Consider the following 14,939-nt stretch of genomic DNA (forward strand, 5'->3'; position numbering starts at 1 on the left):
TCAAATTTAAGAATCCTTACGTAAAATTCACTCTTTTTTTAAAACAATCCTATTTTTTGACTCTAAACAAGCAAAGAATAATTTTCTTAAAAATTGTAATTCAAGTAAATAGATGTTCTATATTCTACTTCTATAGTTCCTTGTGCTAAATTTTGCTGTATTGGATACATTGCTAAGGCTCCTACTGTTAATTTTTTTGCATTATACTCGGCACCTAAGCTAGAAAACAATGCATGACCTTCAGTATTTTTAACTTTTAATCCAATCATTTTATTACTTTCATAGAATTCTCCTGAAACTCCTATTGAAGGCACAAAACTATTTTGCTTACTATCTTTAAAAGCATAAAAGAAAGTACTATTGAAATTAAATTGATTTCCAAATCGATATTCTTCTTTATTTGTAGTTTTTATGTAATAATTAAGATAATTTGTAACTCCAAAATTATTTCTCTTAAATACGTACTGAAGGTTCGTTATTACATCAACACTTCCTGTTCCTAATTGAAAACTAGGGTTTATTGAATTATTAATTGCTTCGTTGTAAGTTCCTGTTGGTAACTTTAACCCTCCACCAACTTTTAATAAATGATTAGAAGATATAACCTTATCTTTTTCTTCTTTATAACTTCCTGTATTTTTATTTAAAACAGTATAATTAATTAAAAAAGATATATCTCCTAAACCTTCAATAGCTGTTGTTTTATCAACATAGTCTCTTGAATGAAAATGAAAAGGAATAAAAATTTGGGCTTCTAAATACTCTTTAATAATTGGAATTCGAGACCAAACTTGTACTGTATTAAAATACTCATTTATAATTGGAGAGTTGTTAAAAATCCCATCTTTTGATTGGTATTTTTGGTGTAAATAACGTACACCAACAAAATTATTATCTATTATTCCTCCCATTCCTAAACTACCTCCGCTGTTACTACAACCACAAGCATCGCAGTCTAAAAATAGCTCATATCGCTTAGGGAATGTGTCCGCTTGTATTTGTCCTGAAATTAATAATACTAATATGAGTAGTACTTTATTCGGCAAATCTTTTATCTGTGATAAATTCTTCATCTGTTAATGTTTTTAAAAAGGCTATAATGTTTTCTTTTTCTTGCTCGTTTAATGCTATTCCGATTGTTCCATTCTCATTTTTAAGAATTGGATCTAGGTTTTGGGTTTCTTGAACTCCTGTTGCATAAAAATTCAATACCGATTTTAAAGACCCAAATCGACCGTCATGCATATACGGAGCAGTAAGTTCAATATTTCTTAGACTAGGCACTTTAAACTTGTATTTATCTTCTTCTAATAAGGTAACCGTCATTCTTCCTAAATCGTTAATTTCTGGGTTTATTGGTAAACCATTATTTCTAAAAGCATCATCTGTAAACAAGTCAGATGTATGACAAGAAGCACATTTTGATTTAAAAAGCTCTAATCCTTTTTTTTCTTGCTCAGAAAACTCTCCTCCTTTTTCCACTCGAACATATTTATCGTACTTTGAATTGGCTGAAACCATCATTAACATAAATTGAGACATCGCCTTAAACGTGTTGTCAGCATTGATTTCTCCATCTTCAAAAGCTTGACTAAACAACTTTCGGTAAGCTGCATCTTGTTGTAGTTTTTCCAAAATATTGGTTACTGTTTCGTCCATTTCAACGGGATTGGTAATTGGTATTATTGGAAATATATCTAAGTGAAAAGCAGCTCCATCCCATGAAAACTGTTTTTGGAAAGCCATATTTTGAATTGGAGGCGTATTTCTAGTCCCTACTCTATCTTCTACACCGTGACTTAATTGATGTCCATGGTGTGTAAACGCAAACTTTTGCTGATGACAAAAAGCACAAGAAACTACTCCGTCTGACGATAGTTTTCCTTCATAAAAAAGCTTTTTCCCTAACTCAAATCCCTTTTCTGTAATTGGGTTTGAGCTTAAATTATAATGAGGTTCAGGAAAGTTGCTCGGTTGTTCAAAAGCTAATTCAACATTAGTATACACATCTTCCTGCTTACAACTAAAAAAAGAACATACTAGCAAGACAATCATTATTTTTTTCATTACATACGGTATTAATAGCTAATTTTTTTCAATTAGCCTATTACACTTAAAAGAATAGAGTGAACTTTCACCCTATTCTTTTTGATTAGATGTGTTAATTAATGATGGTTTGTATGATGTACATGGTGAACCATGAACATCTCAGTATAGTTTTCTGCTATGGTAGCTGCTTTATCTCCCCCCATAATAGTTGCACCTTCTGAAAGTTTAATTTTAGATTTACCATCTAACATTGTATTGGCATCTACTTTAATATGCAACTGTGGTGATTGTTCTTTACTCACAATAGCAGCATCCATAGGTAATTCTACTTCCTTATATAAATCTACTGTTGTTCCTCTACTTGCAATATGAAGCATATATTGTTTTTCATCACTAGTAGTGTTTTCTTTGTAATTTCCTTCTAAAACCACAAACTTATAACCCGCTTGCCAACTCCAAGTTAAATTGTATTTTTCTGCTAAAGTCCAAAAGTCTTGCTGAACAGCTTGTCCTTCTTTAAATCGTTCTTGATCTACACCAATTCCGAATTTAACTTTTGTATACTTTCCTGCTGGTACGTCTTTAAGTGATATTTGAATTTTCTTAGGTTTGTCTCCTCCTCCTTCACTAATTATAAAGTAACTTTCTTCTTTAGGGTATACAAATTCTTCTCCTTCTTCTGTTACAAGCACAAAGTTACTTACGATATAATCGAAAGAATTTACAGTTAATACTTCTCCATTTCCGTTCGTGTATGTTGAAGTCCCTAATAAAAGCTTGTCTTCAGCAAAACCGTTATCGAATTCTATTACTACTTCGTTTTTTCCTTCTAATTTATCATTAATTATTTCATCGTCACTACATGAAGTGAACACCATAGCAAAAGCTATGATAGCTAATATTTTTTTCATCTTTTAATTTTTATATACTACAGTACTTCTTTAACAATGCTGAGCATCATTAAAGTTTTTGCCTGTAAATTGTGTTTTAATCTTGTTTTTATTTTACAATAGTCTACTCTTTTGATTACGTTATTTGTAACCAATTAGTAGTAATTTTAGCCAATTATGAAGATTAAATAATAGGAGGATGAAATACTTCTTTATTAAATAAGTAGTGATAGTTTTTTTTATAAGAAAATGTTCCTTTCTCTTTTACAAACTGTTTTTCTTCTAAATTTATATTAAGAATAGAAACAAACCCAATAGGATATTCTTCCATCGAGATTCGTAGCGATTTAAAGTCGTCGTCTTGTTGTTTTTCAAGCTCCATCATTAACTGACACTTACCGTTACAGTTTAATTCTGGCTTATCTTTATTAATACATAAAACTTTTGATATATAATCATAATTTATTGCATACTCAACAAAAGGAGCTATTGGGCGCAACATGGCTATCATGTAGAGTGCAACAAAAAAATATATGCTTAGTTTTTTTATCAAAAAAAGGACTTTTTTCTCACGCAAAGATACGATTATCCCTACTTATAATCAATAATAAAAATACATGTTTTTTGTTTTATTTTAATTTGTTCTAAATAAAAAACTTATCTTTGCAAAGATTTTATTGAAGAATAATGATTGTTTTTTATACTGAAACCAAGAAAGTTACCTCTAAAACTTCTATTAAGAGACTAGAAAAAGTTACTTTTTGCAGCTCCGCATGTACAAGTAATTGTATTAAGCCTAAAAGTAAATGCTGTAACAAATATCAAAAGAAAGGTGTTAATTGTAAAAGGTGCCCTTTAACATTTGATTTAAAAGCAGTTTCGTAATTAATAACTATTTTCTCACGTTTGTTTATATATTATAAACAAAAGCCCTTAAAAGAAATTTCTTTTAAGGGCTTTTTTAGTTTTTGCCTACGATTTTCTTTATACTACCTTTAATAAAAAGTAATTTTTCTTACCTCTTTGTAATAACACGTATTTATCAGCAATAAGGTCTTTTGAAGTGATAACAAAGTCTTCACTTACTTTTTCTTTATTTACTGATATTGAATTCTCTTTTAAAGCTCTTCTTGCATCACCGTTTGATTTTAAGAATCCAGTTTTAGCGGCTAAGGCTGCAATCATATCTAAGCCTTCAGCTATGTCTTCCGATGTTACCTCAGCTTGCGGTACACCATCAAACACATCTAAAAAGGTTTGTTCATCTAAATTCTTTAAGTCGTCAGCTGTTGACTTTCCAAATAAAATATTTGAAGCAGCAATCGCTTTATCTAACTCTTCTTTAGAATGTACGAAAATTGTTACTTCTTCAGCTAACTTCTTTTGTAATGCTCTTTGGTGTGGTGCTTCTTTATGTTCAGCAATTAAAGCATCAATAATTTCTTTATCTAAAAACGTAAATATTTTAATATACTTTTCAGCATCTTCATCCGAAGTATTTAGCCAAAATTGGTAAAACTTGTAAACTGACGTTTTATCTGCATCTAACCAAACATTTCCTCCTTCAGACTTTCCAAATTTAGAACCGTCAGCTTTTGTTATTAATGGGCAAGTAGCTGCAAATGCTTTTGCATCCTCTCCTGGTGTCATTCTACGGACTAGTTCAGTACCTGTGGTAATATTACCCCATTGGTCAGAACCTCCCATTTGTAATTTACAGTTTAAGGTTTTATATAAGTGATAGAAATCATACCCTTGAATTAATTGATACGTAAACTCTGTAAAACTCATCCCGTTACCCGCTTCTCCTGTAATACGTTTTTTTACAGAATCTTTTGCCATCATGTAGTTCACAGTGATTCTCTTACCAACATCACGTACAAATTCGATAAATGAAAAGTCCTTCATCCAATCGTAATTGTTTACTAATAAAGGAGAATTTTTAGCTCCGTTATCAAAGTATAAAAAGCGACCTAATGTTCTTTTTAAACCTGCTACGTTTTTAGCTAAAGCCTCTTCATTTAATAAATTACGCTCATCTGATTTTCCTGTTGGATCACCGATCATACCTGTTGCACCTCCTACTAAAGCTACTGGCTGATGCCCTGCTTTTTCAATGTGAACTAGTAAAATAATTGGAACTAAACTACCAATGTGTAACGAATCTGCAGTTGGATCAAAGCCAATATAAACCGACGTCATTTCTTTTTGAAGTTGTTCTTCGGTTCCTGGCATAATGTCGTGAATCATTCCACGCCATTGTAATTCTTCTACTAAATTCTTGGTCATTTTATTCTATTTTTAAAGAAGCAAAGATAAGTTTATCAACCAAAATAAACTAAATTCGCTTTATGATTTTAGTTACAGGAGGAACAGGTTTAGTAGGCTCACATTTATTATATCATTTAAGCCAAAAAAACGACAAGATTCGAGCTATTTTTAGAACTGAAGAAAAGCGTGAGCATGTAAAAAAAATCTTTTCTTTTTACACAAACGATGTGCAACAGTATTTTTCTAAAATCGAATGGATACAAGCTGACATTACTGATATTCCTTCCCTAGAACCTGTATTTGATAACATCACACAGGTTTATCATTGTGCTGCATTGGTTTCTTTTAACCCAAAAGATTATAGAAAAATGCGTCAGGTAAACATTGAAGGAACTGCCAACTTAATCAACTTTGCTATTGATGCGAATGTTGATAAGTTTTGTTTTGTAAGCTCTATCGCTGCTGTTGGTAACGCTATTAATGGAAAACCAATTAACGAAGAAAACGAATGGCTTGATACTGATGAAAATCATGGGTATGCAATTACCAAGTATGGTGCTGAAATGGAAGTTTGGAGAGGTAGCCAAGAAGATTTAAGTGTAGTAATTGTGAATCCTGGTGTAATTTTAGGAGGAGGTTTTTGGAATGAAGGCTCTGGTAAGATGTTTACCCAAATAAGTAATGGATTAAACTTTTATACTGAAGGTGTTACTGGTTTTGTTGGAGTAAATGATGTGGTGAAGGCTATGATAGATCTAATGAATTCTAACATAAAAAATGAACGTTTTATTCTTGTTTCAGAAAACAAATCGTTTAAAGATGTTTTATTTAGTATTGCTGATAACCTAAATAAAAAGAGACCCTCTAAAAAAGTAGGACAGATTGCTACTTCAATATTTTGGAAAATTGACTGGTTTTTAACAAAGCTTACTGGTAAGGAGCCTTTACTAACTAAGAACTCTGCAAAATCTGCTCACAACAAATCGTTCTATACTGCTAAAAAAATTATAGAACAACTTAATTTTGATTTTGAATCAGTGAATGATGTAATTACTAGAGTTTCTAAAGAGTTTAAAAGGTAAGTTACTTAATTTTCTTTAAGTCCTTTTTTTCAAACTCTCTATCTTCTCTTTTTATTAATTCTTTAGGAAGATCATTCAATAATAGTTCTTTATCTAAAATTGTATCTCTTTTTAATTTTCCTTCCTTTTTAATTCCTTTTATTGAATCTTGAACCTCTTGCTTTTTTCTATATAAAACGTCTAATGAATCAATGTTCTTTTTTACTTTATTTAAAATTTCAGTATACTCATCAACCATAGAAGTGTAATATATATTACTAGCATCAAAGCGAGCACTGTCAATTCTATACTTTTCGTATACCAAAAACATATAGTTTTTTTCTCTCTTTAAAAACTTATTTTTTTGATTTTTGGCAGAAGAAGCAATATACATATCGGTTAGTAACGAAATCATAGAATCTTTCGGAATTAAATTATCAGGCTTTTTGTATATCGTATTACTTGTACACGACACCAAAAACAAACCAATACATATGTAAAAAAAAGACTTCATTTATCTGTTAAATAATAATCGTTTCCCTTTAATTTCTTCGTTAAAAATTCCCTCGTTATACATTAAGTTACCATTTACAAAAGTGTGTGTTATTTGATTTGAAAACTCAACACCTTCAAACGGAGACCATCCGCATTTATATAACACATTTTCTTTATCAACAGTCCATTTCTTATCTGCATCAATTAAAACCAAGTCAGCATAAAAACCTTCTTTTATAAATCCTCTTTTTTCAACTTTGAAGATTTTCGCTGGATTGTGGCTCATCTTTTCTACTGCTTTTTCTATTGACAGTACTCCTTCTTTCACCTTTTCTAGAATAGCTGGAACTGCATGCTGTACTAATGGACCTCCACTAGGTGCCTTTGTATACATATTATCCTTTTCTTCTAAGGTATGCGGTGCATGGTCGGTTGCAATTATATCAATCCTATCATCTAACAACGCCTTCCATAATCCATCTTTATCTTTTTGTGTTTTCACAGCAGGATTCCACTTAATGTGTGTTCCTTTTTTATCATAATCTGCATCGGTAAACCATAAGTGATGTACACAAACCTCTGCCGTAATTTGTTTTTCCTCTAACGGAATATCATTTCGAAATAAGTGCGTTTCTTTTTCTGTAGATAAGTGGAAAATATGTAAACGTGCTCCTGTTTTCTTTGCTAATTCAATTGCTTTTGAAGATGATAAATAACAAGCTTCTTCACTACGAATTAACGGATGGTATTTTATAGGAATATCATCACCATATTTTGCTTTGTACTCTTCTGTATTTTTCCTAATGGTTGCTTCATCTTCACAATGCACAGAAATTAACATCTTAGTTGATGAAAATATTTTTTCTAATACTTCTTCATTATCAACTAACATGTTTCCTGTTGAAGAGCCTAAGAATAGTTTAATTCCCGCAACGTCTTTTGGATTCGTTTTTAACAATTCTTCTAAGTTGTCATTAGTTCCACCAAACATAAACGAATAGTTAGCATACGATGTTTTACTTGCAATTTCAAACTTGTCTGCTAATAATTCTTGAGTTGTTGCTTGAGGTACTGTATTTGGCATTTCAATAAAAGAAGTAATTCCTCCTGCAATTGCTGCCTTACTTTCTGTAGCTATATTTGCTTTGTGTGTTAAACCTGGCTCACGAAAATGTACTTGATCGTCAATCATACCAGGAATTAAAAACTTTCCTTCTGCATCTACCATTAATACATCACCTGTAGGAATTATGTTTTCTCCTATTTCCTTAATAAATTCTCCTTCTATTAAAACATCGCCTTTAAAAACCTTGTTTTCGTTAACGATTTGTGCGTTTTTAATTAAATATGATTGTTTCATTTTCTACTAAATTTCCATTTTCATGTTAATCAAACTTTTGTTAAAACCAAAGCGTTCGTACGCCTTTATTGCTGATAAATTGTCGTTGTAAACATCAAGTCTTAACTCTCGTATTTCTTTGCTTTTTGCCCAATTTTTTAACGAATTCAAAATTAAAGCACTTATTTTTTTACCTCTAAAATTAGGTTTTACATATATAAAACCAATATATCCATTATGTTCATTTTTACGATAACTTCTAGATTTTTCTATTCTGAGATAACCTGACCCCACAATTTCATCTCCAGATACTGCCACAATTAAATGTACATTGTCAGCAAAAATCATTTCTTTCAGATTATAGTAACTAATTTTTCCTTCCTTCAGTGATGAATCAAAAGGTCTTTCAGCTTCTATTACACCCTGTTCAAACCCTAACAAGATTTCTAAATCTTCTTTTTTTGCTTCTCTTGTCGTAATTGTGGTCATTCTCCTATTTCGGTAATCCGTTAATTCTCATTTTTATCACTCCAAAAACAGCTTCTTTGATTATGCCTTTACTTAATTTAGACTTTCCTAAGACTCTATCAGTAAAAATAACTGAGACTTCTTTGATATTGAATTTGTGCTTCCATGCCTTGTATTTCATTTCAATTTGAAAAGCATATCCTACAAATTTAACTTTATCTAACTTAATTGTCTCTAAAACTTTTCTTTTATAGCATACAAAACCAGCTGTCGTATCATGAATAGGCATTCTGGTTATTAACCGTACGTATTTTGATGCAAAATAAGACAATAACACTCTGCTCATTGGCCAATTAACAACATTTACCCCTACTGAATATCTTGAACCAATAGCTACATCTGCTCCATTATTAACACATTCATTGTATAATTTGATAAGATCTTTTGGATTATGTGAAAAATCAGCATCCATTTCTATAATATAATTGTATTTTTTAGAAATTGCCCATTTAAAACCATGAATATACGCAGTTCCCAATCCACTTTTCCCTTTTCTTTTTTCAATAAAAAGCTGATTAGGAAATTCTTTTTGTAACTTTTCTACAATTATTGCAGTTCCATCAGGGGAACTATCATCTACAACCAACACATGAAACACCTTTTCTTGACTAAAGGCTGCTCGAATAATAGCTTCAATGTTTTCTTTTTCATTATACGTAGGAATTATGATTAAAGCGTCTGACTTCATGTAATTTTCATATAAATCTGGGCAAAGATACATTTATTTATTACTAATTTTGTGTTAATTAAAAAAGTATAAAAACAATTGAAAGCAATAGAAAGAGTTGTATATAATGATAATTGGATTACTTTAGTTATCATACTAGCTATTGTATTATTGGCTATGATGAAGCTACTAAAACCTACTAAGTTATATGGATATACTATTGCTTTTGTAACTCCTGGTTTTTTTCATAAAAGAATGGAAGAAGGTGTTTCTTTTTTCACACCTTTTAAATTGTTACTGTTTTCTTTTTCTATAATTGTTATTTCTTTATTTTTATTTTTCACTTTAGTATCAGAAATATATTCTCATAGTTTTCTAGCTTTTTTAGGACTCTTCTTGTTTGTTTCTGTATATTTTTCTGTTCGTTTTTTTTTAGATTATGCATTGGCAAATATTCTTGGTTTATCTAAAACCGTAAGCTATTTTTTATATACAAAATCGGGTTATTTATATGTTCTTAGCATTTGGTTATTTCCCATTATCATACTGTATCAATACACTTTTACAAATAAACTTTTCTTAATTTATTCTTTCTGTATCTTGCTTGTTTTTAGGGTCTTTTTAATTTTAACAAATAATAAAAAACTTGTAATTAGTAAGTTGTTTTATTTTATTTTGTACTTTTGCACCCTTGAAATAGCACCGCTATTAATTCTTTATAAAACAACAACTACGTAATAAAGAGAAAGTTTATGAAAGTTAAAACTATTTTAGTCTCTCAACCAAAACCAAAAACAGAAACATCGCCATATTTTGACTTGGCAGAAAAGCAAAAGGTTAAGGTTGACTTTCGATCGTTTATTCATGTCGAGGGAATACCTGTAAAGGAAGTAAGAGCTCAAAAAGTTGATTTAAACAATTACACAGCCATTATACTTACCAGTAGAAATGCTGTTGATCATTTTTTTAGAATCGCTGAAGAAATGCGTTTTACTGTCCCTGATGATATGAAGTACTTCTGTCAATCTGAAGCTGTAGCCTATTATTTACAGAAATACGTTGTGTACCGTAAACGTAAAATTTATGTTGGTAATAGAACATTTCCTGAGTTAACTAAATTAATCAAGAAACATAAAGACGAGAAGTTTTTACTTCCTTCTTCTGATAAATTAAAATCTTTAATTCCTGAAGAATTAGATAAATTGGGAGTTAACTGGAAACGTGCGGATTTATATAGAACTGTAGTCAGTGACTTATCTGATTTAGAAAATGTTTTTTATGATATTTTGGTATTCTTTAGTCCATCAGGGATTGATAGTTTATTTGAAAACTTTCCTGATTTCAAACAAAACAATACTCGAATAGCTGTTTTTGGAAACACTACTATTAAAGCTGTTGAAGATAGAGGTTTACGTGTAGATATTGCTGCTCCGACACCAGAAACACCTTCAATGACTATGGCTTTAGAAAAATATATTAAAGAAGCTAATAAAAAATAAATAGCCTACTTGCTTTAAAAAGCCGCTAATTAAATTAGCGGCTTTTTTTTGTAATGCAAATATATTTCTTTCGACTTTTCCATTTTATTCTAATTAATGGAAAGTCCATAAATGTCAAAACAACCCAATATAGCTATTCTTATTTTTGCAAACTCTTCTAAAAGAGAGTCTGAAAATAAGTTTTTAGAAAAAGGGGAACAGTTATTTGACTATTTAAATAAAAAGATTGTTTTTGAAGCTTCAAAAACAAACGCTCAAATATGTATTTGTAATGAAACTCACCAAATAGGAGCTACTTTTGGTCAGCGTTTTACAAACGCTATAGAAAACACTTTTGCCAAAGGGTTTCATAACATAATTGTTGTAGGAAATGACAGTCCAAATTTAAACGCTTCCCACTTACAAAAGGCTATTGACCATCTTCAAAACGACCTTCCTGTTTTAGGTCCTTCAATAGATGGAGGCATTTATTTACTCGCCATTAATCAAAAACATTTTAACAAGAAAAGTTTTGCAACACTTCCTTGGAAAACTCCCGATTTATTTAGTACGCTAAAAAAAATACTTGAAAAAAACGAACATTCTGTATCACAACTCGCATACTTAAAAGATATTGATTCAGAAAACGATTTAATCTATTTTTTAAATCGTTATTCAACGAACAGTTTCCTAAAATATCTAATTAATAAGATACTTCTCTTATTGAGAAAAAGTTTTTACAACACCTCATACACATACAGATATCAATACACCTCAGTACTTTACAACAAAGGTTCTCCTACAACTTCACAAAGAACTTCCATTTTTTCTTAAGTGCAACAATATCATAACAATCATTCATTTAGTAGTAAAATGCTTTGCTTTTTATTTACTCTTTGATGATTCTCAATATGAAACAAAATTTATAAAATACATGAAACAAATCTTACTGGGGTTGTTATTATGCCTAACCACCTTTGCGAATGCTCAATATACCATTAGAGGAAAAGTAACCTCAAAAAACAATGGAACTCCCATTCCTTTTGTTAACGTAACTATCAAAAACACCACGAAAGGAACAGTTACAGATAATAGTGGCAATTACTCTTTAAAAATAAAGAGCAAAAACGATATACTAATTTTTTCTTCTATAGGCTATAAAACAGCAGAAATTAAAGTTGGGAATCAAAAGAGTATATCTATTTATTTACAAGAAGAAAATACAGGGTTAGACGAAATAATTATTACTGCTTTAAATAAAAAAAGAGAGTCTAAAGAGCTAGGATATGCTATTCAAAGCATCCAACAGAAAGATATTTCAGAAGTTAAATCGGTAAATTTTTTAGATAATTTATCAGGAAAATTAGCGGGTGTTAACATTACCAGTGGTGGGGCTACTGGCGTTGGCTCATCTTCAAAAATCGTTATACGAGGCGAACAATCTTTCACCAATAACAATCCACTTTTTATTGTAGACGGTACCCCCATAAACAATAATACTATTTTTAATAATACTAATGAGGCAGCTGCAGGTTTTCAAGAAGCTGATTTTGGTAACGGTGCTATGGAAGTGAACACCGATGATATTGCCTCTGTTTCTGTATTAAAAGGAGCTAGTGCTGCTGCTTTATATGGTACTAGAGCTTCTAATGGAGTTATTATCATCAACACAAAAAAAGGAAGCAATGCTTTTCAAATGAGTGTTAATTCTTCTTTATTTATTGACACAGCTTTCCAACTCCCTCAGTTTCAAAACGAATACGGACAAGGAAATTCTGGACGTTTTGAATTTGTTAATGGGTTAAGTGGAGGAACTAACGACAATATTTCCTACAGTTGGGGACCAAGATTAAACCAAGGTACTTTAATTCCTCAATTTGACAGTCCAGTATCTCTACCCGATGGCACTACTGTTAGAGGAGGTGATACTGCTTTGTACAATGGATTTCCTATCACCCCCACTCCATTTATAGCACACCCTAACAACTTAATAAATTTTTATAAAACAGGTATTACAACGATTAATAATATTGCCATAGCATCGGGATTTAACAAAGGGAATTATCGTTTGTCATTGACCGATGTTAACAGTGAATCAATTATACCAGGTGTTAATTTACATCGTAAAACAATTGCTACTAATTTGCAATTCATCCCTTCAAAAAACACTACCATTACTTCGCATGTTAATTATGTAAATAGCAATAGTGATAACAGACCTTCTAATGGATACGGATCTGAAAACGTAAATTATTCATTAGTAGCTTGGGGGCCTCGATCGTTAAACATTAACAGTTTAAAAAATTATTGGCAACCAGGATTGGAGGGTAAACAACAATATTCGTTCAACTATACTTTTTTTGACAACCCATATTTCATATTACACGAAAATAGAAATGAATTTAACAGAGACCGTGTTTTTGGTAATATTTCAGCAAAACAACAAATTACCAACAACCTAAACCTAACACTAAGAACAGGAATGGATTACTCTAGTGAAAACAGGCGTTTTTTAAGAAACTTTAGTTCCAATCGGTTTAGGAATGGTGCATATGCTGAACACAAAGTAACCTATAGAGAAATTAACACCGATTTTTTAATTAATTATACCCCAAAAGTTGATAATGTTACTCTTGACATTTCCTTAGGAGGAAATCGCCTTGATCAAAGAGCTAGTACACAACAAACACAAACTACGCAATTAGCACAACCTGGTATTTTTAGCTTTAACAACGCCGCTTCTCCTATTGAAACTTTTGATTTTTCATCAGAAAAAAGAATCAACAGTTTATATGGCTTAATAAAATTAGGGTATAAAAATATTTTCTTTTTAGACATTACAGGTAGAAATGATTGGTCTAGCGCGCTTGCTACTCCAATTACCACCACTAATACTTCTTTCTTTTATCCTTCAGTTTCTACCAGCGTCATTTTAAGCAAATTATTCCCCCTTCCTACAACGGTTTCATTTGCTAAAATTCGTGCGAGCATTGCTCAGGTTGGTAACGACACCAATCCATATCAAACCTCAAGAACTTTTATACCCACAACAAATGTACATTCACAACCAGCATTTACAAGTCAAAATTTTATTGCCAATCCTAACTTACGCCCAGAAAAAACAACTTCTTTTGAAATAGGGGCTGATCTTCGTTTTTTTAATGATCGCTTAACTTTTGATATTACTTATTACAACGCACTTACCAAAGATCAAATTTTATCACTTCCAATTCCTATTTCATCAGGTTTTAAACAACAAGTAGTTAATGGCGGAAAAGTACGTTCTGAAGGGGTAGAGCTTGTTATAAATGCCACTCCTTTTAAAACCAATAACTTCAAATGGAATACTACTGTGAACTTTAGTAAAAATGTTGCCACCATTGAATCGTTACCTCAAAACAGTGGACGAATTACATTGGCGTATTCAAGAGTATACAACAATCCAGATCAAACAGTTTGGTTTCAAGTAGAAGAAGGCGGACGCATCGGTGATTTTTACGGAACTGGTTACTTAAAAAATGAAAAAGGTGATTTTGTCTTAACATCAGAAGGAAATTTTATTGCAGACCCTACACTTAAAAAACTAGGAAATTACAATCCTGACTTTACAATGGGACTCAACAATAGTTTTTCGTACAAAAACTGGAATTTAAACTTCCTTTTTGATTGGCGACAAGGGGGAGAATTAGTTTCAAGAACCTTAGCTTTAGCAGGAGTTGCTGGTCAGTTAAAAGAAACAACTTACCGACCAACATCGGGTATTATTGCACAAGGGGTTGTAAATACTGGTACTCCAGAAAACCCAATATACACCCCAAATACAACTGCAATAACTCCCGAAAGTTATTACAGACAATTTTACGACAGAAATCATGAAGAAAACAATGTCTATGACGCCTCTTATTTAAAGTTACGACAATTTGCCTTCAGTTATACCTTCAATTTAAAAAACAATGCCTTTGGTTTCGTTAAAAATGGAGCTGATGTAACTCTTTCTTTTATAGGTAAAAATGTATTTGCAATTAGTAACATTCCTCATTTTGATCCAGAGCAACTAGCAGTGCAGGGAAATAGAATTGTTAGTGGTGTAGAGGATATGTCGTATGCTACCACCAAAAGCTTCGGATTTAAACTAGGTGTAAACTTCTAAAAAACAATATC

14 protein-coding genes are annotated in these 14,939 nt (G+C 31.3%); 5 read left to right on the forward strand and 9 right to left on the reverse strand.

Translation table 11 applies throughout. From position 1 onward, the window contains the following. Window positions 1-86: 86 nt before the first annotated feature. From ACXIHB_RS09275 to tyrS, 5 genes are all read right to left on the reverse strand, one after another. The gene (locus ACXIHB_RS09275) at window positions 87-1,073 is read right to left on the reverse strand and encodes a transporter (protein ID WP_167712801.1); all 987 of its coding nucleotides are present in this window, start codon (window positions 1,071-1,073) and stop codon (window positions 87-89) included. Beyond that, window positions 1,036-2,067 carry a cytochrome-c peroxidase gene (locus ACXIHB_RS09280; RefSeq protein WP_047787870.1) on the reverse strand — a complete coding sequence of 344 codons (1,032 nt, stop codon included), beginning with the start codon at window positions 2,065-2,067 and terminating at the stop codon, window positions 1,036-1,038. Before ACXIHB_RS09280 ends, ACXIHB_RS09275 begins: the two co-directional genes overlap by 38 nt. 98 nt (window positions 2,068-2,165) lie before the next feature. After that, window positions 2,166-2,960: an MbnP family protein gene (locus ACXIHB_RS09285; RefSeq protein WP_073182234.1), complete on the reverse strand. Its 795-nt coding sequence runs from the start codon at window positions 2,958-2,960 to the stop codon at window positions 2,166-2,168. A 163-nt stretch (window positions 2,961-3,123) separates the two neighbouring features. Then, the gene (locus ACXIHB_RS09290) at window positions 3,124-3,492 is read right to left on the reverse strand and encodes a hypothetical protein (protein WP_239178205.1); all 369 of its coding nucleotides are present in this window, start codon (window positions 3,490-3,492) and stop codon (window positions 3,124-3,126) included. Window positions 3,493-3,923: 431 nt separating this feature from the next. Beyond that, the gene (tyrS, locus tag ACXIHB_RS09295; protein WP_462098105.1) at window positions 3,924-5,228 is read right to left on the reverse strand and encodes a tyrosine--tRNA ligase; all 1,305 of its coding nucleotides are present in this window, start codon (window positions 5,226-5,228) and stop codon (window positions 3,924-3,926) included. A 62-nt stretch (window positions 5,229-5,290) separates the two neighbouring features. On the opposite strand from tyrS, the gene ACXIHB_RS09300 reads away from it, so the two are divergent. Then, complete coding sequence (locus ACXIHB_RS09300) at window positions 5,291-6,292, forward strand: SDR family oxidoreductase (protein ID WP_349264700.1); 1,002 nt, start codon at window positions 5,291-5,293, stop codon at window positions 6,290-6,292. A gap of 1 nt (window position 6,293) precedes the next feature. Here the strand turns inward: ACXIHB_RS09300 and ACXIHB_RS09305 are convergent, their stop codons facing one another. From ACXIHB_RS09305 to ACXIHB_RS09320, 4 genes are read right to left on the reverse strand one after another with little or no spacing between them, the layout of a single operon-like run. Further along, window positions 6,294-6,785 carry a DUF4296 domain-containing protein gene (locus ACXIHB_RS09305; RefSeq protein WP_462098106.1) on the reverse strand — a complete coding sequence of 164 codons (492 nt, stop codon included), beginning with the start codon at window positions 6,783-6,785 and terminating at the stop codon, window positions 6,294-6,296. Next, a complete protein-coding gene (locus ACXIHB_RS09310; protein WP_349264702.1) occupies window positions 6,786-8,126 on the reverse strand; it encodes a dihydroorotase in 1,341 nt (446 codons plus the stop codon). A gap of 6 nt (window positions 8,127-8,132) precedes the next feature. Further along, the gene (locus ACXIHB_RS09315) at window positions 8,133-8,594 is read right to left on the reverse strand and encodes a GNAT family N-acetyltransferase (RefSeq protein ID WP_159610994.1); all 462 of its coding nucleotides are present in this window, start codon (window positions 8,592-8,594) and stop codon (window positions 8,133-8,135) included. Between the two features lie 4 nt (window positions 8,595-8,598). Next, window positions 8,599-9,354, reverse strand: a complete 756-nt coding sequence (locus tag ACXIHB_RS09320; protein WP_231128370.1) for a polyprenol monophosphomannose synthase — start codon at window positions 9,352-9,354, stop codon at window positions 8,599-8,601. Window positions 9,355-9,399: 45 nt separating this feature from the next. On the opposite strand from ACXIHB_RS09320, the gene ACXIHB_RS09325 reads away from it, so the two are divergent. The 4 genes from ACXIHB_RS09325 (at window position 9,400) to ACXIHB_RS09340 (ending at window position 14,928) form a co-directional block, all read left to right on the forward strand. Then, window positions 9,400-10,038, forward strand: a complete 639-nt coding sequence (locus tag ACXIHB_RS09325; RefSeq protein ID WP_349264703.1) for a DUF4271 domain-containing protein — start codon at window positions 9,400-9,402, stop codon at window positions 10,036-10,038. A gap of 14 nt (window positions 10,039-10,052) precedes the next feature. After that, window positions 10,053-10,799, forward strand: a complete 747-nt coding sequence (locus ACXIHB_RS09330; RefSeq protein WP_047787881.1) for a uroporphyrinogen-III synthase — start codon at window positions 10,053-10,055, stop codon at window positions 10,797-10,799. A gap of 111 nt (window positions 10,800-10,910) precedes the next feature. Beyond that, window positions 10,911-11,612, forward strand: coding sequence for a TIGR04282 family arsenosugar biosynthesis glycosyltransferase (locus ACXIHB_RS09335; RefSeq protein ID WP_462098107.1), 702 nt, complete (start codon window positions 10,911-10,913; stop codon window positions 11,610-11,612). A 100-nt stretch (window positions 11,613-11,712) separates the two neighbouring features. Next, window positions 11,713-14,928 (forward strand): SusC/RagA family TonB-linked outer membrane protein, encoded by a 3,216-nt coding sequence (locus ACXIHB_RS09340; RefSeq protein ID WP_462098108.1) that lies wholly within the window; start codon window positions 11,713-11,715, stop codon window positions 14,926-14,928. The last annotated feature ends 11 nt before the right edge of the window (window positions 14,929-14,939 follow it).

The sequence above is a fragment of the Tenacibaculum sp. IMCC1 genome, assembly GCF_054906355.1.